General features: G+C 65.7%; 20 protein-coding genes. 9 read left to right on the top strand and 11 right to left on the bottom strand.

What is annotated here, in order from left to right; genetic code table 11:
* Positions 1 to 50: 50 nt before the first annotated feature.
* A complete protein-coding gene (locus RMCB_RS12420; protein WP_062829015.1) occupies positions 51 to 521 on the bottom strand; it encodes a PTS sugar transporter subunit IIA in 471 nt (156 codons plus the stop codon).
* A 116-nt stretch (positions 522 to 637) separates the two neighbouring features.
* Here RMCB_RS12420 and RMCB_RS12425 point away from each other — a divergent pair, with 116 nt between their 5' ends.
* The gene (locus tag RMCB_RS12425) at positions 638 to 2,182 is read left to right on the top strand and encodes a PTS transporter subunit EIIC (RefSeq protein WP_029367592.1); all 1,545 of its coding nucleotides are present in this window, start codon (positions 638 to 640) and stop codon (positions 2,180 to 2,182) included.
* 5 nt (positions 2,183 to 2,187) lie between these two features.
* Here the strand turns inward: RMCB_RS12425 and RMCB_RS12430 are convergent, their stop codons facing one another.
* The 3 genes from RMCB_RS12430 to RMCB_RS12440 form a co-directional block, all read right to left on the bottom strand.
* On the bottom strand, positions 2,188 to 2,553 hold the full coding sequence (locus RMCB_RS12430; RefSeq protein WP_029367594.1) for a hypothetical protein: 366 nt from the start codon (positions 2,551 to 2,553) through the stop codon (positions 2,188 to 2,190).
* Positions 2,550 to 3,167 (bottom strand): hypothetical protein, encoded by a 618-nt coding sequence (locus RMCB_RS12435; RefSeq protein WP_062829016.1) that lies wholly within the window; start codon positions 3,165 to 3,167, stop codon positions 2,550 to 2,552. Before RMCB_RS12435 ends, RMCB_RS12430 begins: the two co-directional genes overlap by 4 nt.
* A 158-nt stretch (positions 3,168 to 3,325) precedes the next feature.
* Complete coding sequence (locus RMCB_RS12440) at positions 3,326 to 3,973, bottom strand: TetR/AcrR family transcriptional regulator (RefSeq protein ID WP_062829017.1); 648 nt, start codon at positions 3,971 to 3,973, stop codon at positions 3,326 to 3,328.
* A gap of 93 nt (positions 3,974 to 4,066) precedes the next feature.
* Between RMCB_RS12440 and RMCB_RS12445 the strand changes: the two genes are divergently transcribed.
* Genes RMCB_RS12445 through mhpA form a run of 3 tightly spaced genes read left to right on the top strand, consistent with a single transcriptional unit; the run spans position 4,067 to position 7,716 of the window.
* Entirely contained in the window at positions 4,067 to 5,209 is a 1,143-nt protein-coding gene (locus RMCB_RS12445; RefSeq protein ID WP_084388444.1) for a VOC family protein, read from the top strand.
* Complete coding sequence (locus tag RMCB_RS12450; protein ID WP_062829019.1) at positions 5,206 to 6,141, top strand: fumarylacetoacetate hydrolase family protein; 936 nt, start codon at positions 5,206 to 5,208, stop codon at positions 6,139 to 6,141. Before RMCB_RS12445 ends, RMCB_RS12450 begins: the two co-directional genes overlap by 4 nt.
* 15 nt (positions 6,142 to 6,156) lie before the next feature.
* Positions 6,157 to 7,716, top strand: coding sequence for a bifunctional 3-(3-hydroxy-phenyl)propionate/3-hydroxycinnamic acid hydroxylase MhpA (gene mhpA, locus RMCB_RS12455; protein ID WP_062829020.1), 1,560 nt, complete (start codon positions 6,157 to 6,159; stop codon positions 7,714 to 7,716).
* On the opposite strand, the gene RMCB_RS12460 is transcribed toward mhpA, so the two are convergent.
* From RMCB_RS12460 to RMCB_RS12475, 4 genes are all read right to left on the bottom strand, one after another.
* Positions 7,661 to 8,197, bottom strand: coding sequence for an LOG family protein (locus RMCB_RS12460; protein WP_062829021.1), 537 nt, complete (start codon positions 8,195 to 8,197; stop codon positions 7,661 to 7,663). The genes mhpA and RMCB_RS12460 overlap by 56 nt on opposite strands.
* 9 nt (positions 8,198 to 8,206) lie before the next feature.
* Complete coding sequence (locus tag RMCB_RS12465) at positions 8,207 to 9,190, bottom strand: LmeA family phospholipid-binding protein (RefSeq protein ID WP_072278460.1); 984 nt, start codon at positions 9,188 to 9,190, stop codon at positions 8,207 to 8,209.
* A gap of 48 nt (positions 9,191 to 9,238) precedes the next feature.
* Entirely contained in the window at positions 9,239 to 9,979 is a 741-nt protein-coding gene (locus RMCB_RS12470; protein ID WP_062829023.1) for a YwaF family protein, read from the bottom strand.
* A 204-nt stretch (positions 9,980 to 10,183) separates the two neighbouring features.
* The gene (locus RMCB_RS12475) at positions 10,184 to 10,969 is read right to left on the bottom strand and encodes a cutinase family protein (protein ID WP_072278464.1); all 786 of its coding nucleotides are present in this window, start codon (positions 10,967 to 10,969) and stop codon (positions 10,184 to 10,186) included.
* A gap of 281 nt (positions 10,970 to 11,250) precedes the next feature.
* On the opposite strand from RMCB_RS12475, the gene RMCB_RS12480 reads away from it, so the two are divergent.
* From RMCB_RS12480 to RMCB_RS12490, 3 genes are all read left to right on the top strand, one after another.
* Entirely contained in the window at positions 11,251 to 12,474 is a 1,224-nt protein-coding gene (locus RMCB_RS12480; protein ID WP_062829025.1) for an MFS transporter, read from the top strand.
* 19 nt (positions 12,475 to 12,493) lie between these two features.
* Positions 12,494 to 13,936 carry an MmgE/PrpD family protein gene (locus tag RMCB_RS12485; RefSeq protein WP_072278461.1) on the top strand — a complete coding sequence of 481 codons (1,443 nt, stop codon included), beginning with the start codon at positions 12,494 to 12,496 and terminating at the stop codon, positions 13,934 to 13,936.
* A gap of 143 nt (positions 13,937 to 14,079) precedes the next feature.
* Positions 14,080 to 15,318 carry a D-alanine--D-alanine ligase family protein gene (locus RMCB_RS12490; RefSeq protein WP_062829027.1) on the top strand — a complete coding sequence of 413 codons (1,239 nt, stop codon included), beginning with the start codon at positions 14,080 to 14,082 and terminating at the stop codon, positions 15,316 to 15,318.
* A 66-nt stretch (positions 15,319 to 15,384) separates the two neighbouring features.
* On the opposite strand, the gene RMCB_RS12495 is transcribed toward RMCB_RS12490, so the two are convergent.
* Both RMCB_RS12495 and RMCB_RS12500 read right to left on the bottom strand, forming a co-directional pair.
* Positions 15,385 to 16,011 (bottom strand): hypothetical protein, encoded by a 627-nt coding sequence (locus tag RMCB_RS12495; RefSeq protein WP_062829028.1) that lies wholly within the window; start codon positions 16,009 to 16,011, stop codon positions 15,385 to 15,387.
* A gap of 127 nt (positions 16,012 to 16,138) precedes the next feature.
* On the bottom strand, positions 16,139 to 17,557 hold the full coding sequence (locus RMCB_RS12500; protein WP_062829029.1) for a DUF1254 domain-containing protein: 1,419 nt from the start codon (positions 17,555 to 17,557) through the stop codon (positions 16,139 to 16,141).
* A gap of 272 nt (positions 17,558 to 17,829) precedes the next feature.
* Here RMCB_RS12500 and RMCB_RS12505 point away from each other — a divergent pair, with 272 nt between their 5' ends.
* Positions 17,830 to 18,822, top strand: coding sequence for an AraC family transcriptional regulator (locus RMCB_RS12505; protein ID WP_062829042.1), 993 nt, complete (start codon positions 17,830 to 17,832; stop codon positions 18,820 to 18,822).
* A 406-nt stretch (positions 18,823 to 19,228) separates the two neighbouring features.
* The gene (locus RMCB_RS36975; RefSeq protein ID WP_062829030.1) at positions 19,229 to 19,483 is read left to right on the top strand and encodes a helix-turn-helix domain-containing protein; all 255 of its coding nucleotides are present in this window, start codon (positions 19,229 to 19,231) and stop codon (positions 19,481 to 19,483) included.
* A gap of 63 nt (positions 19,484 to 19,546) precedes the next feature.
* Here the strand turns inward: RMCB_RS36975 and RMCB_RS12515 are convergent, their stop codons facing one another.
* Positions 19,547 to 20,554: a DUF2971 domain-containing protein gene (locus RMCB_RS12515; RefSeq protein WP_062829031.1), complete on the bottom strand. Its 1,008-nt coding sequence runs from the start codon at positions 20,552 to 20,554 to the stop codon at positions 19,547 to 19,549.
* Positions 20,555 to 20,659 lie beyond the last annotated feature (105 nt).

Genomic DNA, 20,659 nt, shown 5'->3' on the forward strand with positions numbered 1-20,659 from the left:
CGAATGTTTGCGCAGTTAACCAATTCTGGAGCAGCGGGACGCCCGCAGGATCACCTGTTCACCGCGAAGAGGACGGCTCCGCAATCGATGTCCGAACCTGTCCGCACGGCATCCGACACGGCGATGTTGCCTGCTTCACGCTCGTCCATGATCACAACGGGGACAATGGGATTGAGACCTTTGGCGGCCACCGACGCGGCATCGTAGGTGATGACGACCTGGCCCGCGGCGACATCATCACCCTGCTTGAGGTGCACGGTGAAGCCCTCGCCGCCCAGCGCCACGGTATCGAGGCCGAGATGGACCAGGACGCCGACTTTCTCCTCTGTCAATAAGACATACGCATGAGGCATCAGTTTCAGCAACTTCCCGCTCACAGGGGCGATGGCATCGACCACTCGAGGTCCGGGGTCGATCGCCGCGCCGTGACCGACCATTCCGGCCGAGAAGACCGGATCGGGGACGTCGCCGAGGGCGACCGCGCGCCCGGCGATGGGGGCCAGCACTGTCGTGGTACTCACGCGTGGTCTCCTTCTATGTTTGTGGCCGCAACCTTACGAGCGTCGCATGCCGTCTCGTCTAAGCTTCCGACCAACTCGGCGGCGACCGCACAGGCGACCAGGAGGGCGACGCACCCATGACCGATACCACGAAACCTGGCGGGGCACCGGGGAAATCGAGTCCGGCAGCGCGCACATTCGCCCAGCTGCAACGGCTGGGCAAGAGCCTCATGCTGCCGATCGCGGTGCTGCCCGCGGCGGGAATCCTGCTGAGGCTGGGCCAGCCCGACCTGCTGGGCCGCATCGACGCACCGGTGATCGGACCGTTCTTCAAGTCGATGAGCGCCGCGGGCGATGCGCTGTTCAGCAACCTCCCCCTGCTCTTCGCCATCGGCGTGGCGATCGGATTCGCGCGCAAGGCCGACGGATCCACCGCGCTCGCTGCGGCGGTGGGCTATCTGGTGACCTCTGCGGTGTTCAAGACGATGTCGCCGATCGTGCTCGCCGGTCAGGTCGACAAAGCCGGGGAGCAGGCCCAGATCAATTACAGCGTGTTCGCCGGCATCGTCGTCGGCTTGGTCACCGCGTGGCTGTTCGACCGGTATCACACCATCGAATTGCCGTCGTATCTCGGCTTTTTCGGCGGCAGAAGGTTCGTCCCGATCGCGGTGTCGCTGGCCTGCCTGTTCATCGGCTTCGCCATGAGCTACTTCTATCCGATCTTCGACGCGGGCCTGACCGGTCTGGGCCGGTTCATCGGCGGCTCGGGCGCGTTGGGCGCATTCGTCTACGGGTTCGCCAACCGCATGCTGATCCCGCTCGGATTGCACCACATCCCCAACTCCTACGTGTGGTTCCTCTACGGCGACTATCAGACGCCCGACGGCAAAGTGGTCACCGGTGAGTTGACCCGGTTCGCCGCAGGCGATCCCACTGCGGGACACCTCACTGCGGGCTTCTACCCCGTCCTGATGTTCGGGTTACCCGCTGCCGCGCTGGCCATGATCCACGTGGCGAACAAGAAACAGCGCAAGGTCGCGGTCGGCATTCTCTCGGCGGCGGCGCTGACGGCGTTTCTGACCGGCGTCACCGAGCCGCTGGAGTTCGCGTTCATGTTCGTCGCGTTCCCGCTCTACGTCGTGCACGCCGTGCTGACAGGCCTGTCGCTGGCGATCGCGTATCTGCTCGACATTCATCTGGGGTTTTCGTTCTCGGCCGGCCTGGTCGACCTACTCCTCTACGGCACGGCACCGGCCGCGAAGAACATTCCGTTGCTCGTCGGCATGGGTCTGGTGTTCTTCGTCGTCTACTACCTGCTGTTTCGGTTCGCGATCACGAAGTGGAACATGCGCACGCCGGGGCGCGAACCCGAGGCCGAGTTCGAGGCCGAGCAGGCCGCCAATCTCGGCGACCCGGCCACCGCCGGTGCGGTCGAAACCCTGACCCGTACCGACAGCAAGGCCGAGCAACTGATCGAGGCATTCGGCGGCCGGGAAAACCTGGTCAACGTCGACGCCTGCATCACCCGGTTGCGGATGGACGTCGCCGACAAGACCAAGGTCGATCAGGACCGGCTACGCGCGCTGGGCGCCGCCGGTGTGGTCGAGGTCGGCAACAGCGTGCAGGCGGTGTTCGGCACCGATTCCGAAGCACTCAAGAACAGCATCCTCGAGATCCTGTAGCAGGCTCAGACCGACAGTAACCGCTGAAAGAAATCGCGATAGCGCTTCAGGGCCACCCGCAGATCCTCGGTGGACGCATCCTCGCCACGGGCCCATTGAGCCTCGAGCCGAGAACGGGTGTCGGCGAAACTCGCATGCAGCTCTTCGACGACCTCTGCCACCAGACTGTCCGCCTTCTGCACACACTGCTTCGGGTCGTCGACAAAGGCCGCCTGGACCTCATTCCACCGCGAGCGCAGACCCGAGAGATGTTCGTCGGCGAACAACAGCGTGTTGTCGTCCGTCGGCGCGTCCGCGGCAACAGAATCGTCTTCGTAGGCAGGCACAGGCTCGGGCCATCCGGTCGCCGCCTGCTCGTCGTGGGCGGTCATGCTCGCGCCCCTTTCGCCGTGTCCGTGCCGGTCTCACGCTCGGCCGGCGTTTCGGCCGTATCGCGCGTCTCGTGGTCCGGCCGCAGTAGTTCTTCGAAGAGGGTCCGATAGTGCACGAGCGCCTCGCGCTGTGCCTCGGTACCGATCTCACCGCGCTGTTGCGCGAGATGCAGGATGTGCCCCGCGCGATAGTGTTCGACGACCTTCGGGTGATCGACCGAGATGTCAGCCGCTCGCTGCTCGAAATCGTCTATCGGATAACCGCGTTCGCGCAATACCTCGGTCACCAGTCGATCGGCTTCGCTGACCGACTGCGACGGATCGTCCACGAACCGTGCCTGAGTTTCTTGCCACGCCTGCTCGTATCGCGCCCGTGATTGCGGCGTCAATTCGGTGATGTCCAACTTGTTGTGTTTGCGTTCGCGAGCAAGAAGCTCCTTTTCCGCGGCGCGCTGGCCTCCGGCGGTGTCGACGGCCCGCTCGTATTCCGGGCCGAACTGGTCTTTCAATCTGTCACTGCGCTTTTTCCGCATCATCGATGCGCCTGCGATCAGTGCGAGCACCACGATGATCAGGACGACGACCGCGATGACGATCCAACTCCATGTAGGCATTTCTGACCTCCTGCACCGGGGTGTTACCCGAAGCAGGGCTGCACAAACGTCAATTTCTCGCGGACGTCGTCGAGACGTCGGCAGCCACGGCGATCGATCCGATTCTGGCCCAGCCGCGTTGGCGCGCCACGGCCTCGCCAAGAAACCGGCCGGATGTGTCAGGCCACCGGCCGCCTCAGCGCCGGCAGGTCTGGCAGTGGTCGCGTGCAGATGTCGTGAGCGTCGTCGGCGGACATGCCGAAGAGTCGCAGCACATCTTCGGTGACCATGTCGGCGGCGTGTGCGTCGTCGCGATCAGGCTGTGCACGTAGCAGATTCCCCAGGCCGAGCAGCGCCCCTCCGGCGACCGCCAGCGCCAACTCGGGATCGGCGACGGTGAAGCGGCCGGCAGCGATCCCAGCCTTGATGTCACGCAACGCGCGTGGGGCCAGCCCGCGGTCGGACACCAGCAGCGACATCCCGTTGGCGAGCAGCACCTGACTCTCCTGGGGCCTGCGACGGAACAAGCGCCCGGTGAGCCGGAAGCTGGCCGCGAAGATCTCGGCCGGATCGTCGATCGCAGACGTGGACTCGTCCAGCAGCGCACCGTGATAGTCGAGCACGTCGGTGACGGCCGCCTCGAACAGTTGCTCACGGCTTTCGAAATGGTTGTAGAACGAGCCCATCCCGATATCGGCAGCCTGGGTGATCTCCAGGATCGGCGAGTTCAGCTTGCCCGCCGCGATAAACGCCTGCGCCGCCTCGATCAGTGCCGCGCGGGTGCGCTGCTTGCGCCGCTGGGAGCGGCTCACCGGTTCGTCGACCATGCCACCAGTGTGCCTCATTCCTGAGGATTTCGTCAGAAACTCTTGACTGAGCAAGTCGTCGTATGTGATGATTTCGTCAGCCGAGGAGGTTCGATGACCGCTCACCTGCGGAAAAGACGCGATCCGCACGACACCCTGCACAGCGAGCACGGCGCCCACAGAGGCGAGCACAGCGGGCGCGCCAAGAATCCGGTGATCAAAGTCGCCGATCTGGCGTGGCTGGAATTCGAAAAGCCCGACCTGACGCGTGCCGAGGCATTCGCCCGGGCGTTCGGTTTCCAGACGGCCCTGCGCACCCCTCACGAGCTCCACCTGCGGGGCACCGACGCCGGTGCGCCGTGCGTTCTGGTGCGCCGCGGCGCACGGACCAGATTCGGTGGGCTCGCACTGCGCGCCGCCGACGAGGTCGACGTGTTGCGGCTGGCCGACAAGAGCGGGCTCTCGGTCCGGCCGCTGCCCGAGACGCTCGGCGGCCTCGCGGTCGACCTCGTCGATCCGAGCGGCACGCCGGTGCGCGTCGTGGCCGGTATGCATGAACTCGCCGAACTGCCCACGCAGCCACCTCTGGTCGTCAACGCCGGCCACGAATACCGGCGCATCAACACGACGCAGCGACCGGCGCGGGTGCCTGCACGGGTGCAACGGCTGGGCCATGTCGTGCTGCAGTCCACCAGCTATCGGCGGACCCTCGACTGGTATCTGGAAACCTTCGGCATGATCGTCAGCGACTTCCAGTTCTTCCCGGGCCAGCGCGACCGCGGCCCGGCGATGAGCTTCATCCGATGCGATCGGGGTGCCACCCCCGCCGACCACCACACCATCGCACTGGCGCTCGGCCCGGCCGATCGCTACGTGCATTCCGCCTACCAGGTCAGCGATCTCGACGCCCTCGCTGCCGGCGGTGAATATCTGCGCGAACGCGGCTATCTGCGTTCGTGGGGTATCGGCCGGCATATCCAGGGCAGCCAATTGTTCGACTACTGGCGGGATCCGGACGGATTTCTGGTCGAACACTTCACCGATGGCGACATGTTCGACAACACTGTCGAACCCGGTTGGGCACCGTTCACCGCTTCGGGGCTGTCGCAGTGGGGACCACCCGTCAGCAAGGACTTCCTGGGCACCGATCTGAGATCGGCGCGCCACGAACTTCGCTCGATGATCGCCGCGTTACGCGCGGACAACGAATTCGACCTCCGACGTCTCGTCGGTCTACTGAAAGTTGCTGCCTCATGACCGTTTCCGTGCTCCGCACCGCCGACGCCTGGTGGGTCAAGACTCCCGATGGCGCTGCGCGCATCCAAACCGACGCCACCACCACGGGCGCCTTGCTGGCTGACCGTGCCGCCATCGACGCCGCGCGGTCGGGCGAGTCGGTGGCGCTGGACTCCCTCGAGCCCGTGTCCCCCGTCACGGCCCCGTGCCGGGTGATCGCCCAGATGACCAACTTCGAATCCCATGTCCGCGATGCGGGTATGGATCCGCGGACGATTCCACTCACGTTCTTCCGCAAGTCCTCGGCGTCGATCAGCGGGCCGTTCGCCGACATCGTCAAACCCACGCATGTCCGGTTGCTGGATTACGAGGTGGAAATCGGACTGGTCATCGGCCGCGACATCCCGGTCGGGACAACGCTCTCCGAAGCGGACCTCCCCGGCGTGATCGCCGGTCTGGTGATCACCGATGACGTGTCAGCACGCGACATCCAGTTGCCGCAGACCCAGTTCTACGAAGCCAAGTCCTACCCGACATTCACCCCGGTCGGGCCCGAGCTGGTGCTGCTCGACTCCGACGAACTCAAACGGTTCGGTGACCTGCGGCTGCGTCTGCACGTCAACGGCGAACAGCGGCAGAACGCGCTGGTCGATGGCGACATGCTGTACCGCCCATTGCAAGCCCTGCAGTCGCTGACCCGGTTCCAGGATCTGTCGGCAGGCGACCTGATCCTGACCGGCACCCCGGTCGGCACCGCACTCAGCGCCCCGCCGAAGCCGGTCGAGATCATCGGCAACCTCCTGCCGCCTGCGGTGAAGTGGAAGGCGTTCTTCAAACGCCAGGCCGCCAACCCGAAATATCTCAAGGACGGCGACATCGTCGAGGCCACCATCGCCACCGACGACGGTGCCATCGATCTCGGCGCGCAACGCATGCGCGTGCGGTCGATGTAGCGCACGCGAGCAGCCATGAAGACACCAAGTCACTATCCGGTCGTGGTCATCGGCGCCGGGCCGACCGGGGTCACCGCGGCCACCCTGCTGGCCCAATACGGCGTCGACGCCCTGCTGCTGGACCGGTGGCCCGATGTCTACCCGCAGCCCCGCGCGGTGCACCTCGACGACGAGATCTACCGCGTCATCGACCGACTCGGCCTGGCCGAGGGATTCGCGGCGATCTCCCGGCCTGCACTGGGGCTGCGGTTGCTCGACGACGACCAACAGGTCTTGAGCGAGTTCCGCCGCGACCCCGACCACAGTCCGAACGGCTTTCCACAGGCCAACATGTTCGACCAGCCGGAGTTCGAAACGCTGTTGCGCGACAACCTCTCCCGGTATCCGCGGACCCGGCTATGGGGCGGCGCCGAAGTGGTCGACATCGAGCCCGGCACGCCCACGCGCATCAGCCTCGTCGACCGCGGGAAGAAGCACATCCTCACAGCCGACTACGTGCTCGGGTGCGACGGCGCGAACAGCCTGGTGCGCAAGCGAATCGGCACATCGATGCGCGACCTTCACTTCGAGCAACGCTGGCTGGTCGTCGACATCGCCACCACCGCCGACCTACATCAGTGGGAGGGCGTCCATCAGGTATGCAGCACGCGCCGTGCCGGCACCTACATGCGCATCGGCACGACCCGATATCGCTGGGAATTCCGGCTGCTCCCAGGAGAATCGGCTGCGGACTTCTCGACGGTGTCCGCGCTGCGCCCGCTGATCGCGCCGTGGACCGCACACGTCGACGAGGACCAACTGGAACTCGTGCGCATCACCGAATACACCTTCCGCGCACGGGTGGCCGACCGCTGGCGACGCGGAAACATCTTCCTGCTGGGCGATGCGGCCCACCTCACCCCGCCGTTCATCGGCCAGGGCATGGGCGCCGGGCTGCGGGATGCGGTGAACCTGACGTGGAAGCTGGCCGGCGTCCTGCACGGTGATCTCGACGCCACGGTGCTGGACACCTACGAGCGCGAACGAAAGCCTCATGCCCGCAGCATGATCCGGCTGGCCCTCAAAGTCGGCCGGGCAATGACCGCGGGTGGGCGCACCGGCAGCCTCGCCCGCCGCGTCGTGCTGCCACGCCTGCATCTCGTCCCGGGCCTGCGCGACAAGGTGCTCGATTCGCGCACACCGTCGTTGCGGCTGCCCGGGCCGGGAAAACTCGCGGGGCGATTGTGCCCGAACCCGGGACTGGACGACGGAACACGACTCGACACCCGGCTCGGCCGCGGATTCTCCGTGGTGAGCCTGCGGGCGTTGACCGATGCCGAGTCTGCGCACGTTGCCGCATGCGGTGCCACGGCCTACGTCGACTCCGTTGGCGCCGTTGCCGAATGGCTGCGCCGCGGTAATGCCGTCGCGGCCGTCGTGCGCCCGGACCGCACTGTGGCCTGCTCCGGACGTGATGTGGCGGCCGTACTCGATGCCCTACCGGCCTTCCACCCGCCGCACATTCGGGCCGCAGACCGGTCTACCGTGCCAGGGCACGTTCCAGATACGCCAGCGCGTCGTTCGCGTCGTCGGTGATGTGCACCAAATCGTCCAGTGGAATCGGCAGAAACCCGTCCTGCGCCATTCGGCGCAGTTGTACCAACAGACCGTCGTAGAAGCCTGCAGTATTGAGCAGCACCACCGGCTTGTCGTGCCGGCCGTGCTTGCGCAGTTCGAGGATCTCGGTCAGCTCGTCCAAGGTACCCAGACCGCCGACCAGCACGACGATCGCGTCGCTGCGGGCCAGTAGCGTCGCCTTGCGCTCGGCCAGATCACGCGTGAACACCATTTCATCGGCGTCGGGTTTGGCCTTGTGCCGCAGGAAGTCCACCGAGACACCCACCAGCCGGCCCCCGCCGGCACGCACGCCGTCGGCCACGACCTTCATCAACCCAGTGTCGGATCCACCCCATACCAAGGTGTTTCCCCGGGCTCCGATGAGTTCGGCGAAGGCCAATGCCGGCCCGGTGTAGCGCTCGTCCAGGTCGGCGGCAGACAGGAACACGCAGATGTTCACGTGCGTATCTCAGATGCTCGCGAAGCAGGAATTGGCTTCCCCATTGGGAATTGACGCGTTCTGGCTGGAGAACTTGCCCACCACGCCGGTGCTGGTCACCTCGACGCTGTCGGCGTGGATTCCCAGCGGATAGTTGTCGTTGAGCTTCTTGGTGAGGCCGTCGAGCGCCGACTGCACTGCGTCCTTCGAGAACGGACCGGTGGCGTCGAGCACCTGCAGGTTGAGGTCACCGTTGCTGACGACGGGCTTGGCGGTGATGCTGGTGCCACCCGCGGCTTCGAGGATGAGGGTGCCCGCGGCGGTGTCGGTATGTACGTCGGTGAGCAGGTCCCCGACGAACGGCAGGTTGTCTGCCACCGTGTTCTTGATCCCGGCCGAGGTCCAGGACAGCGTGGCGGTGAGCGATCCGATGGTGCCCTTTGAATTGGCGTCGCCCTGCAAACGGATGTCGGACAGGCTCACGTCCGCCGTCATCCCCTTGGCCGCTTGGACCTGGTTACCGGCCGTGTCCACGGAGATGTTGGTGTAGTGGCCGGTGATGTGCTGCCACAGGAACGGCGGACTGACGCCGAACGAGATGGTGGCACCGTCCTGCACGACGCACTGCGTGACATCGGCCAGCAGGGTCCCTGCCCGATGCCGGGCATACAGTTCCGCCCCGGCCAATCCACCGGCGATGAGCGCCACGACGATGACCGCGACCAGGACGATGGCCTGCCAGCGCCGGGGCTTCTTGCGTGGACGCTCACCTGACGACGCCGGCGGACGCTGGCGGGCAATCTTCTCGGTGGCCGGAGTGTCGGCCGGCGGCCGGTGAGCGCGCAACTGCTCGGTCGGTGGTTCGGGCCGGCCCGGCTGCTGTGGCGGCGGAGCGTGTCTCAACCGCTCGGTCGGCGGCTCGGGTGGCCGCAGCCGCTGGGTCGCGGGGTCGGGCGGTGGCGCTCCCCGACCGCGCCAACCAGGTTGTCCGGGACGTTGCGGCGGTGTCGACACCTCGGCAATTCTGCCCCATCGAGATGGGCGCGAGCTGAGAAGGACCGTTCAATCACTCGTTTCGTGCAGCGGCAGCGGCTGCTCGGTCCGGCGCCGGGCCCGCTCCCACGGCCAGGTCATCAGCGCCCATACGACGAGCACGATCGCGACCTCGGCCACCAGATACACCGGCCATGGGCCCAACACGTCAAGAAGGGACGCAGTGGGCGGCTTCCTGTTCAGGTAGCCGTAGTTGGTTCCGGTGATCGCGTTGAACGTGAGCGTGACCGCCGCCCACCCGAGCGTCGCGACAATGGCGAAGCGGTAGTCGCGCCACCGCGGGCGCATGCCGAGCCCCCAGGTGAGATAGATGGCCGCCCACACCACGAGTACGTGAAGCGTGAAGAACGTGATGAACAGGTGGTGGGGAAAGTCGGGTGCGCCGTCGCGGGCCGTACCGATGTCCGGCGTGATCAGCGCCTGCGAGCTCAGCACCAGGCCCCAGAAATACGTGAGCACGAACGCCCAATGCCGGTGTGACCACAGGGCATACGCCGCGGCGAGCTCAGCGACGTCGCACAACTGCAGCGGCACCGACGTGTCGAGGGCGGGGTCGGCCAGCTTGTAGCCCAGCGCCACGGCGAAAGCCCCGACGAGGAGCACCGCAAGCACCCGGCTGAACACCCGGGCCTGCGACGGCGTCTGGCGCCGGCCTGCCACCACCAGAAGTACCGCACCCAGCGCAAACACCGCCAACACGATGCAGTGCGACGGGCCGTAGGCCACGAACTCACGTTGTGCCGAGAACACTGCGATCAACTCCCCCGTTGCGTTGCCGGCAGGACCGATTACCCATCATCGCAGGCGACCATGGATGTGCGCTGTACAACGCGTCGGGGACGATCTCCGCGGCCGCTCGTACGGTTTCTCAATGTTGTTCGGCGTGTTCAGAATTCGTCTGAGCAAGCGACCGCAGCGCGACCACGGGCATCACCGCGAGGACCGTCAGGGACGTCAGCGGACCGCCGAGACCCAACTCAGATCGGGCGGCGGCGAAGCAGGCGCCGATGTCGACCCGTCAGACCCGGGCGGCTGCACGCCGTACCCCGGTTGCGGGCCGTGCACCGACGTGTCAGGGCCGTATCCCGGCAGCGGGCCATACCCGGGCAACGACTGCCGAGACCCGCCCAGCAGCTTGTCCGCGACGAATGCCGCGGCCTGGTCGGTGTACAGCGGGACGTAGCCCTCGGTGTGGCCGCTCCAGGCGTTGCCCGGGCCCGGATGACAGATCGGGTCGCTCGGATTGCACAGGTCGATCGCTTTGGCACCGAGCAGTGCACTGTGGGTCGGCAGGGCCTGGTCGGTGCGGGTGGCCACGTCACCGAAGGTGGCGACCGCCGCGACGTTCTTCGCATACTCGGCAGGCAGCGGATCACCCCAGCTGATGCCACCCACAGGAACGCCGGCCACGATGTCCATCACGCTCGCGCCCTGCGAGTAGCCGCCCAGCACGATCTGAGTGTCCGGGCAGGACGACACCGTGGACTTGAGGTGTGAGATCGCGTCTTTGGCGCCGTCACCACCATGCAGCTGCAGCTTGCTGGCTTTGTAGTTCACCGCGTACGTGGCGATGTTCAGGCCGGTCTGCTTGCGCAGCGAGTCGACGAGTGCGTCGCCGACCCGACCGAGGCCGGCGGGCTCATCGGTACCGCGCGCGAAGATGACCTCGGCGTCGGCACAGTCGGTGGCGGACGCCACCGGCACGTTTGCGGTGACCAGCGAGACGCCGGCCGTCAACAGTGCAGCAGCGCCAAGCCCGACCCAGCGACCACTTGACCGCGCACTGCCCGTCCGGGGGCTACGTATGCGGCGAGAAAACACGCCTCAATGTAACGCGTAACGGCAAAGGATCAACTTCGCGTTGCCACCGGCTGTGGCCAGGGGCCTCCGGCATCGGTGAGCGAAATGCGCAAAAGCCCGATATTCGCGCACTGCGCGGGTTGCGCGCACAAGCGCGCCAGTCGTAGCCCCCAGCGCATAACTTCGCCGCAATCGATGTCACCTCGACTGAAGGCGTGGTCATGAACACCATCTCCCAGAGCCGCACACAATCTTGGGTCGGACACCGCCGCGGGTCCACCGAGTACCGCCGTCTGCTGGGGGCATTGTTCTGCGCGGGGATCGCAACGTTTGCCCAGCTGTACTCGCCGCAGGGAGTGCTACCGCAGATTTCGACCGACCTGGGTGTCGGAGCGGCGAGCGCAGCGCTGATGGTGTCGGCCTGCACGATCGGCCTGGCCGTCGGGGTGATCCCCTGGTCGATGATTGCCGACCGTGTCGGCCGGGTGAAGGCCATGTCGGTGTCGGTCGTGACGTCGAGCGTGCTCGGGCTGCTCACGCCATGCGCACCCAACCTCCACCTGTTGCTCGCCGGGCGACTTCTGCAGGGACTCGTGCTCGCCGGTGTTCCCGCCATCGCGATCGCCTACCTCACCGAGGAAATCGCCCCCGAGCACGCGGCGCGGGCAGCCGGGACCTTTGTGTCCGGGACGAGCATCGGCGGGCTGCTGGGCCGGGTGGTCGCCGGGCCGATCACCGAGGTGGCGACGTGGCGGATCGGCATGATCACCGTGGCCGTCCTGTGCGCAGCCGCGGCGGCAGGCTTCGTCAAACTCGCGCCGCACTCACGAGGCTTCACACCGGCAAGTGGGCGCGGAGCCAACCCGGAAGGCACGCTGACCCACCGCCTCGTGGTCAATCTGCGCTCACCACGCCAGCTGACGTTGTTCGCCCAGGGATTTCTCCTGATGGGCGGGTTCGTGGCGATCTACAACTTCCTGGCGTTCCGGCTGACCGCAGCGCCCTATCACCTGCCGGGAACAGTGCTCAGCCTGATCTTCTTCGCCTACCTGGCAGGCACCGGAGCATCGACCCTCGCGGGCGCCCTCGCCACTCGGTTCGGCCGCAAATCGGTGCTCCTGACATCGATCGCCATCATGATCACCGGAGTACTGATCACGTTGTGCACCAACCTGTTTCTGATACTGATCGGCCTGGTGGTCACCACCGTCGGATTCTTCGGCGCTCACGCGATCGCCACCGGGTGGGCCGGCCGCGGGGCCACCGTCGGTAAGGCCCAGGCCTCGTCGCTCTACAACCTCTTCTACTACGCGGGATCGAGCATCGTCGGCTGGTTCGGCGGCATCGCGTTGACGTCGGCAGGTTGGCCCGGCGTGGCGCTGACGGTGCTCATTCTCGCCGGTGTCGCGGCGGGCATCGCCGCATTCTTCTTGCCCCGCAACTAATCCCAGAGAGCAGCCACTGATGAATACAACGAATACGGCAGGCCTTCCGGCGCAGCGTGCCACCGGACAAGATGCGCCCGCCGACGGGTTCAGCCGCGAGGTCACGGCCGCATACGAGAATTGGCGTTATTCTCATCTCCCCGCGCCGGTGGTGCAGCGAATCAAGCTCTTCGTGCTCGACACCCTGGGCGTGATCGCTGCCGCCGCCGAGGCCCCCGGCATACCGGAGGTCAACCGTCTCCTTCTCGGCTGGGAGGGTGCCGGCCCTTCGACGGTACTGATCGGCAAGGGCCGCGCAGCACCGCCGACAGCCGCGCTCGCCAACGGCGCAGCGGCGCACGCGCTGGATTTCGACGACAATCACGATCCCGGCCGCGTACACGCCTACGCCGTCATCCTGCCCGCGGCGATGGCGGCAGCAGAAGCGCAGGGCGGTGTCAGCGGCCGTGACTTCATCGCGGCGCTCGCCACCGGCGTCGAGCTGCAGGCGCGACTCGGACTCACCGCACCCCACAGCATGTCCCGCGGCTGGCATCCGACCACCGTCATGGGCGCGCTCGGCGCCGCGGCGGCGGCCGCGCGGGTACTGGACCTGCGCGCCGACAAGTTTTCCGATGCCGTCGGCCTTGCCTTTCATCAGGCCTCGGGTACCCGGCAGGCGTTGAACGACGGCGTTCTGGCCAAGCGGCTCGGAGCGGGCTTCGCGTCGCGCAACGGCACGGCCGCGGCGTATCTCGCCGCGGCGGGATTGACCGGACCGACCCGATTTCTCGAGGGAGAAGCGGGCCTCTTCCGGTTGTACGAGGCCGGCGATGTCCGGCCTGACGCTCTCTTGCAGGATCTCGGCCTGCGGTGGGAGGTCATGACGCACAGCATGAAGCCGTATCCCTGCTGCCGCTGCACCCACAACGCGATCGCCATCGGCCAGTCGCTGCACCGAGAAGGCCTGAGCCCAGCGGACATCGAGAGCGTTGCCATCGGCATGAGCGAGGTGAACACAAAGATCGTCGGCGAGCCTTACGACGTCGCCCGGGACTCGACGATCCACGCGCAGTTCAACGCCTGCTACTGCTTTGCGACGGCGCTCATCCACGGCCGGGTCGACGTGACCACCTTCCAGCGGCCGCAGATCACGGACCCCGTCGTCAGCGCCCTGGCAGCGCGCACGCGCGTCGTGGTGGACCAAACGATAGCGTCCGGCGCCATGTCGCCGACCCGGGTGACGATCCTCTGCCGGGACGGCCGGCGCATCGAACGCTTCCTCGAGTTCATGGAGGGTAGTCCGGAACAGCCGATGACCGAGGACGAGGCACTCGCCAAGTTCTCGGACTGCCTCCAGCTTGGGCTCGGCGCGACGCCAGCCGAAATCGACTGCCTCGCAGGCAAAATCCTGAGTTTGGAGACCTGCACGGACGTCAGCGATGTCATCGCCCAGTTCCCTGGCACGTCGAAACCGCGATGAGCGCAATGCACAAAAGCCGAAGATCGCGCGCTTGTTGCGGTTGTGCGCACAAGCGGGCCAGGACGCCGGAAGGACCGTAATTTTGGTTCTGCAAGGCCACCACTTGGCAGATACCAAACACTCACTCACACAGGAGAACTCGAATGAAAACAGCAAACGCACAGAGCACCGGCAACATCATCACGGCGAATGCACCTGCGCTGTCGGGTAAGCCGATCGCGGTGCTGCACCAAGCCGTTACACCGCCGTCGCTCGGCGGAGCGGTCAAGCCCTCGAACCCATTCGGGTACCGGGATTCATCGGCAGACATCGCATTTGCATTGGCGCAGGCCGGTTGTGACGTGCTTACCCCGGTAGACGATCCGCGGCCCGACGTCGACGCCGAGTGGACGTACCCGGACACTCTCGACGGCATCACCCGCGCCGTGTCCGACGGAGCTGTGGTGCTATGGGCAAATACCAGCTTGTTCGACGAGCATCCGTTGGCCCACTTCGGTTCTCGCTCCGGGCTGTACGTGGTTGGTCAGCCACTGGACGTGGTCGAGAAGTTCGAGGACAAGAACGTGTGCCAGGCCGCTATCAGCGCGATCGGCGTCCCGGTGCCGGTGCAGGCGCTCGTCAACGTCGAGATCGGTCCGGCGAAAGCACAAGTCGAGACAGCGGTTTCGACGAAGGGGCTGTCCTTCCCGATCATCGTGAAGCCCGTCCGTGGCCGTGGTAGCGCCGGTGTCAAGGTCGTCGGCTCGGTCGGCGACGCGGCAGAGCACATCGAATCGCTGGTCGGGCCGAAGTTCGGCGGCAAGTTCCTCATCGAGGAGTACCTGTCAGGCCGGGAGCTGGCCGTGACCGTGATGCCACCGGGCATCTATGAGACGGCTGACGGGGTGCGGCACGAAGCCACCCACTGGCCACTTCCGGCGATCGAGCGGACTGGACATCGCGGTGGAGTGATGCCGTTCAGCGGGGTGGTGCCGATCCAGTCGAACAGCAAGCCTGCGGGCGACGATGATCAACTCCGCGAATTCGCCAGGCACGCCGTGCGAGTCGCGCAGTTCCTGAAGGCCACTGCGCCGATCCGCATCGATTGCCGGGAAGACGCCGACGGTGTCATCAAGGCCATCGACATCAACATGAAGCCCAGCATGACCGGCCCGGGTCGGCCCGGTCGGGAGCAGATGATCAACCTGTCGGCACTGTCCGGAACCGAGATCGGTTGGAGCTACACCGAGTTGCTTGCGGCGATAGCCGTCAACGCCGCCCCCGTCCAAAGGATCACGCGACCCTCCACGCATGGGGGTCCTCGCGCCCTGCGGCAAGCCGGTCTGCCGACAAGCTCGGCCGGGGCGCGCCTGGCATGCCATCGTTTGACGCCTACGCGGTGACGGTGCCACCGAGCCGGAGGCCGCGTGTGGGGAGTACCCCGCAGGCGGACCTCCGGCAGGGCCGACTCAGACCATCGGCGGCGGGCAGGCAGCCGGACCCAGCAGATCGGCGCTGGTGTTCGACGACGTGCGACGCCACCGGCCGTACAGCGGCAAGTCGCGCACCGACTCGGCGGCCGGAAGCGGCCATCGTCGGGCGATGAACCGAACGACGGTCCGCACGTATCGGATCGTCTCGGAGTACCACCGCCATTCGTACAGCCGGCCGGTGTGCAGCCATTGCGCGAGCGCCTCGGACTCCACGCCCTGCAGGTATGGCCGCACCCACGTCACCATCACCCAGGCCCGCGTCGCTGCCTCGTCGGAAAGCCGGAAGGTCCACTCGATGGGACTGTCACCGGCGGCCATGGTGTGGCGCACCGCGGGCCGTTGTGGTTGGGCATCCGTGTCGGACATCCCGAACAGGTGCATCGTCACGTTGTGAAAGACTCCCGGCCCGCCCACTTCGAAGCGCACGCAATAGATGTCGGGGGCGACGGCGTCGTCGCGGGATGCGCCGAACGCGACCAGCCCACCGACGGCGACATAACGCGAGAACACCAACTGGCTTCCCACCGTGACGAACCTGCGTACCGCCAGCAGCACCGTCAACGTCGCGACGGTCAGCGCGACGACACCCCACACCAGGTCCACTCGCACAGAGTGACAGAGCGTGGCCGAGAAACCGGTGACAATGCTCCGATACAGGAAAGGCCCCCATCTCTGGGGGCCTACCTGATTGGTCCGCTGGTGACCTCTGGCGGCGCGATGCCTGCGGCCGTCAGTCTTTGACTGCCTGCGGCGCCTTCCAGGAGCCGTTGAGCGCTTCTTCCTTCGGCCAGTACAGGCGCATGATCATCTGGAACGGCCCGTCGGGTGCGGGCAGCCAGTTGGCCTCCTTGTCGGCGCCGGGCGACTGGTTCTGCACATGGATCGTGATGCCGCCGTCCGGATCGTGAATCAGGTTGGGCAGCATGGGCGAGTTGATGAGGTACCGGTTGATGGGGTTGGCCACCAGCAGGCTCTGCGGCATCTTGTACATCGTGATCGACCAGAACGAGTTGACCGGCGGCAGCTGCCCGGGCGCGAATCGCAGCGTGTACTTGCCGGCGCCCGTCAGCGGCGCACCGGTCGAGTCCGTCGCGATCACCGGGTACAGGGCCTCCTGGGCCACGTTGCCGTAGATGCCCAGCACCGAACCGGCCATGCGGTAGAGGTAGTTGTTCTTGAGCTCCTCATGGGTGCCGAACAGCTGCCCGGAGGTGACCTCACCGGTGACGAGCTTCTCCTTCTGGAACGTCGTCAGCTCGGCCCAGGCGTCGGCCATCCCGTCCTGCACGGCCTGCAGGGTGTCCTTGCTCATGGTGTCGGGGTTGAAGTTGCCGTCGGGCCCGATGCCGATGGTGGCGAACCGGTCTCGCAGTTCCTTCTCATCGGGGAGCACGGGAGCGAACTTGAGGACGAAGTTGAGGATCTGGAAGAACTTCGGCGAGGTCTTCTGCTCGTCCGGGGTCAGCGGCGCGATGAAGTCCATCGCGGGAGCTGTTGCGGCGGGCTTCTTTTCGAACGCGGACAGCGGTTCGACGGTGTAACCGGCCTGGATCTTCTTGACGTTGTCGATGTCTGCGGGATCGAACAGCTGAGTGCGGTAGATGACCAGCGAGAAATCGGTGTCCGACCGGATCACCTCGTTGATGCCCTCCGGCTTCTCGCCCTTCCAGCTCGGGCCTGCCAGCAGGTACTTGCCGCCGCCGTTGCCGGTGGTGCGACTGCCGACGTACGCGTAGTCGTAGGTGTAGCCGTCGACGAACTGCAACGAGTAATAGCGGCCGGCCTCGATCGGCGGAACCGTCAGCACCAGCGGCTCGGCCCGCAGATCAGCACCCAGCATCGTGTACGGGGTGTCGGAGTTGGGCGTCTGGATCGTGGTGTCCTCGGGGGTGAACACCCGGGCGATGCTGTGCGTCTGGTTCCAGTCGCCCTTGTACTGCGGGTTGGCCTTGTCGACGAAGTAGGAGTGTTGGATGCGGTAGTTGTCGACCATCGGGAAGCCGTACATGTACGCCTCCTTGGCAATCTCGCGCACCTGTTGCGGCGTCGGCTCCGCGCTCGAACCACCTTGCGGTTCACCGGATTTGCCACCGCAGCCAGCAGTGGCGGCCAGCAGCAGCGCCACCAGACCCGAAACCCAGACCTTCATCCATTTCCCTTCATGTGGGCCGTCGCGGCGTTACGCCCCGTGAGCACGGCTTGTCCAGTATCCGGCGCATCTCGATGAGGCGCCGCAGTGAGTCCGACCGCCTCGTCAGCTGGGCTGCGCGTCCACGGGTTCCCCCTGGTTCATCTCCGTTGCGGCCCACCGCTTTCGCGTCGGCCACAACCGGTTGTGGTCCCCCGACCGGGCAACCACTCTGCACCATCCAGCGTCTGCTTGTCTTGACTTTGCTGGACAGCTTCTTGACTCTTGTGGACATGCAACTGGTCCGCGGATCGTCCCTCACGGGGTTCGCGCCACTCGTCACCGTCCATGGCGGCGATCCCGACACGATGCTGACGATGGTCGGCATCGATCCGGCCGACGCGGGGCACGACGACCGGTTCATCCCGCTGCGCAGCGCCATCTCCGCGGTCGAAGCCGCGGCCACGGTGTTGGGCGTGCCCGACTTCGGACGCCAACTCGGCAGGCAGCAGAGCATCGACATCCTCGGCCCCGTCGCCGTGGCCGCCCGCACGGCCGCCACGGTCGCCGAGGCGCTCGACGTCCTGGTCACCTATATGGACTCGCACAGCCCGGCCATCGCGGCGGGCATCACCGACCATGCCGATCCGGCGCTACGGCGGTTCGAATACGACTTCCTTCTGCGCCCGGCACCCCCGCAGGCCCAGGCGATCGAACTGGCGCTCGGGCTGACCCTGCAAGTGCTGCGCCTGTTCCTGGGCACCACTTACCGGCCGGTCGCCGTGCACCTGCCCCATACCCCGCTGGGTTCTGTGCCCGACTACCGCGGGTACTTCGGCTGCCCACCACACTTTTCCGAGCCGGTCGCCGGATTCACCCTGCGCGCCAAGGATTTACAGCGTCCTCTCAATCACGATCCGCTCGCTCACCGACTCGCCCTCACCTACCTGTCACAGGCTCACGGTCAGCGCACACCCGACATCGCCAATACCGTCGGCAGCGTCGTACGCCAGTTGCTGCCGTCCGGGGAACTGTCGGCCACCCTGGTGGCACGCCAGTTCGGCATCCATCCGAAGACGTTGCAGCGGCGCCTCGTATCGGAGGGAATCACCTTCGCCGAACTGGTCGACCGCACCCGCCGCGAACTCGCCGACCGGCTGCTCACCGGCACCGACCTCCCTGTGGCCCAGGTGTCCCGCCAGCTCGGCTACACCGAGCACAGCACGTTCAGCCGCGCCTGCCGACGCTGGTTCGGGATGACGCCTACGGCCTACCGGAACCGGTGACTTTCGCCGTATCCGCGTTACGTGATGCGCGGTACCTCGATCATCCGGCAGGCGCATCTGGGTGTCGTGCCGGTCGCCCGCATGAAGAAACCTCCTTGCCGACTTGTCATCTCGTGGGGTTCCACGGGTGACACATTTGCTCGTCGGCAAGGAGGTCTCAGATATGAAGTTGTCTGTACTTCAAAAGTGGAGCTGCCGGGAATTGAAGCCGCAAATACCGCTAATCACCAGCACTTTTCAAGTATGCGTCAACATGGCGCGACATGCGGAAACATGGGCCGGCGTGGGCCATCTGTTGACCTACGTCAACACGTCAACGGCCCCCTGGCCGGTACGCAGACCCACGAAAACGGGATGTACAAGGCATGTAGTCGCAGTCGCACGGCTTCGGAACTACGTTCCTACTATGGCGGACTTTTCAGGGTGCTGGCTCAAGCATCTAGACGACGTTGGCACTGCGTCGCCCGTCCTCCCCCCACCGCTATTGGTGACGCGGCCTGAGGCTGCACGCATCCTGTCGCTCAGCGTGAGGGAAATCGACAGGCTCCGGCTGTCCGGCAAGCTGTTGGCGAAGAGACACGGAGGGAAGGTGTTGTTCCCGTTCGCGGTGCTTGAGCGCTATGCCGAGTCATTGCCGTGGGAAGTGGACCTCCAAATCTGAGGGCGACAAGTCGCACGCACACGAACGCCAAGTGATCGCTGACCGAAGGTGCCACCTATTCGGTCACCCTCGGTATGGCCCGTCGTAGCCGACGACCACGTCGGGGTTATGTCCGCGCTGCGCCAGCAGGTCACGGGCGAAAACGATCCGGCTTGCCTGATCGTGACCAGGGCCGACGACGAGGCTTGCAATAGTCGGGGACGTTTGCGGATTGGAACCATCCGCGTCGTCCACGTTTACGGCCATCTCCAGATAGGGAACGCCCGACTGCCGGGTCTTTGAGGGGTATCCCGGCTCACTCAGGGCGAACAACCTCCATTCACGTTCATGTTGAAACGCACCATGTTTCACGCATGCGAGGTCACTAAGCACAATGGACGCCATGTAGAGCAGCCCTCCGCCTGAGCCGTCCTCAATCATCGACCGGACGAAGCTACCTTCTGCGCTGTAGGCGTGACGCATCCCAGCGATAGACGAAGCAGCCAGGGAATCGGCTGCTGGCGCGTCGTATCCCATCTTTCGCAACCCGACTGACTGCGCGGTTGTGCCAGCGGCTGTTGCTGCTGGGTGCAGGGCATACGTCTGCTCGGCTAGGGCATCCCAGGGGAAGCCGATGGCATACCCGCCCGTTCTGGCATATCCCTGCCACTGATTGACCAGGTCCGGAGAGTCGCTAAAGCAGGCGGCGAAACACCGCAAATTCCAACGTAGGACATCAGTTTCGTCGAACACGTCCGCTAGGCGTGACATTGCGTCTGCCAACTTTCGGGGCGTTGACGCATCGGCGGCGGCTGCACGAAACCGCTCCACAAACCGCTCGGCCCCAAACAGGAGTTCCTTCGCGTCGTTCATGTATCGCACGTCAGTTGCCCACAATTGCGCTGCGAGGCCGAAGCCCGGGTGGTCTATATCCCACGACGGCGGACTAACGATCCCCCTCAACCCGTTCTCGTCGGTGTAGTGGTAGAGGATCGGCGGGTGATTGTCACTTGCCGCTCTGGCATATACGCGGGAGTCGAATAGCCACGTAATCGGGAATGACTGTCCCAGAAACGGTGGGTCGATGGTCATGACTGCGCTCGCTGAATTTCCCCACTGACGCTCATCGAAATTCCCCACCTGTGTGGCTCCGCCGAGAAGGGCGGGCCTCCCTCGATGCTGCTGGTGTCTGACGCC

It is taken from the genome of Mycolicibacterium brisbanense (assembly GCF_001570425.1).
Lineage (GTDB): Bacteria > Actinomycetota > Actinomycetes > Mycobacteriales > Mycobacteriaceae > Mycobacterium > Mycobacterium brisbanense.

Coding starts and splice junctions, on each gene's coding strand:
- RMCB_RS12425 (WP_029367592.1), top strand. CDS start 638: ATGACCGATACCACGAAACCTGGCGGGGCACCGGGGAAATCGAGTCCG.
- RMCB_RS12430 (WP_029367594.1), bottom strand. CDS start 2,553: ATGACCGCCCACGACGAGCAGGCGGCGACCGGATGGCCCGAGCCTGTG.
- RMCB_RS12435 (WP_062829016.1), bottom strand. CDS start 3,167: ATGCCTACATGGAGTTGGATCGTCATCGCGGTCGTCGTCCTGATCATC.
- RMCB_RS12440 (WP_062829017.1), bottom strand. CDS start 3,973: ATGGTCGACGAACCGGTGAGCCGCTCCCAGCGGCGCAAGCAGCGCACC.
- RMCB_RS12445 (WP_084388444.1), top strand. CDS start 4,067: ATGACCGCTCACCTGCGGAAAAGACGCGATCCGCACGACACCCTGCAC.
- RMCB_RS12450 (WP_062829019.1), top strand. CDS start 5,206: ATGACCGTTTCCGTGCTCCGCACCGCCGACGCCTGGTGGGTCAAGACT.
- mhpA (WP_062829020.1), top strand. CDS start 6,157: ATGAAGACACCAAGTCACTATCCGGTCGTGGTCATCGGCGCCGGGCCG.
- RMCB_RS12480 (WP_062829025.1), top strand. CDS start 11,251: ATGAACACCATCTCCCAGAGCCGCACACAATCTTGGGTCGGACACCGC.
- RMCB_RS12485 (WP_072278461.1), top strand. CDS start 12,494: ATGAATACAACGAATACGGCAGGCCTTCCGGCGCAGCGTGCCACCGGA.
- RMCB_RS12490 (WP_062829027.1), top strand. CDS start 14,080: ATGAAAACAGCAAACGCACAGAGCACCGGCAACATCATCACGGCGAAT.
- RMCB_RS12500 (WP_062829029.1), bottom strand. CDS start 17,557: ATGAAGGTCTGGGTTTCGGGTCTGGTGGCGCTGCTGCTGGCCGCCACT.
- RMCB_RS12505 (WP_062829042.1), top strand. CDS start 17,830: ATGCAACTGGTCCGCGGATCGTCCCTCACGGGGTTCGCGCCACTCGTC.
- RMCB_RS36975 (WP_062829030.1), top strand. CDS start 19,229: ATGGCGGACTTTTCAGGGTGCTGGCTCAAGCATCTAGACGACGTTGGC.
- RMCB_RS12515 (WP_062829031.1), bottom strand. CDS start 20,554: ATGACCATCGACCCACCGTTTCTGGGACAGTCATTCCCGATTACGTGG.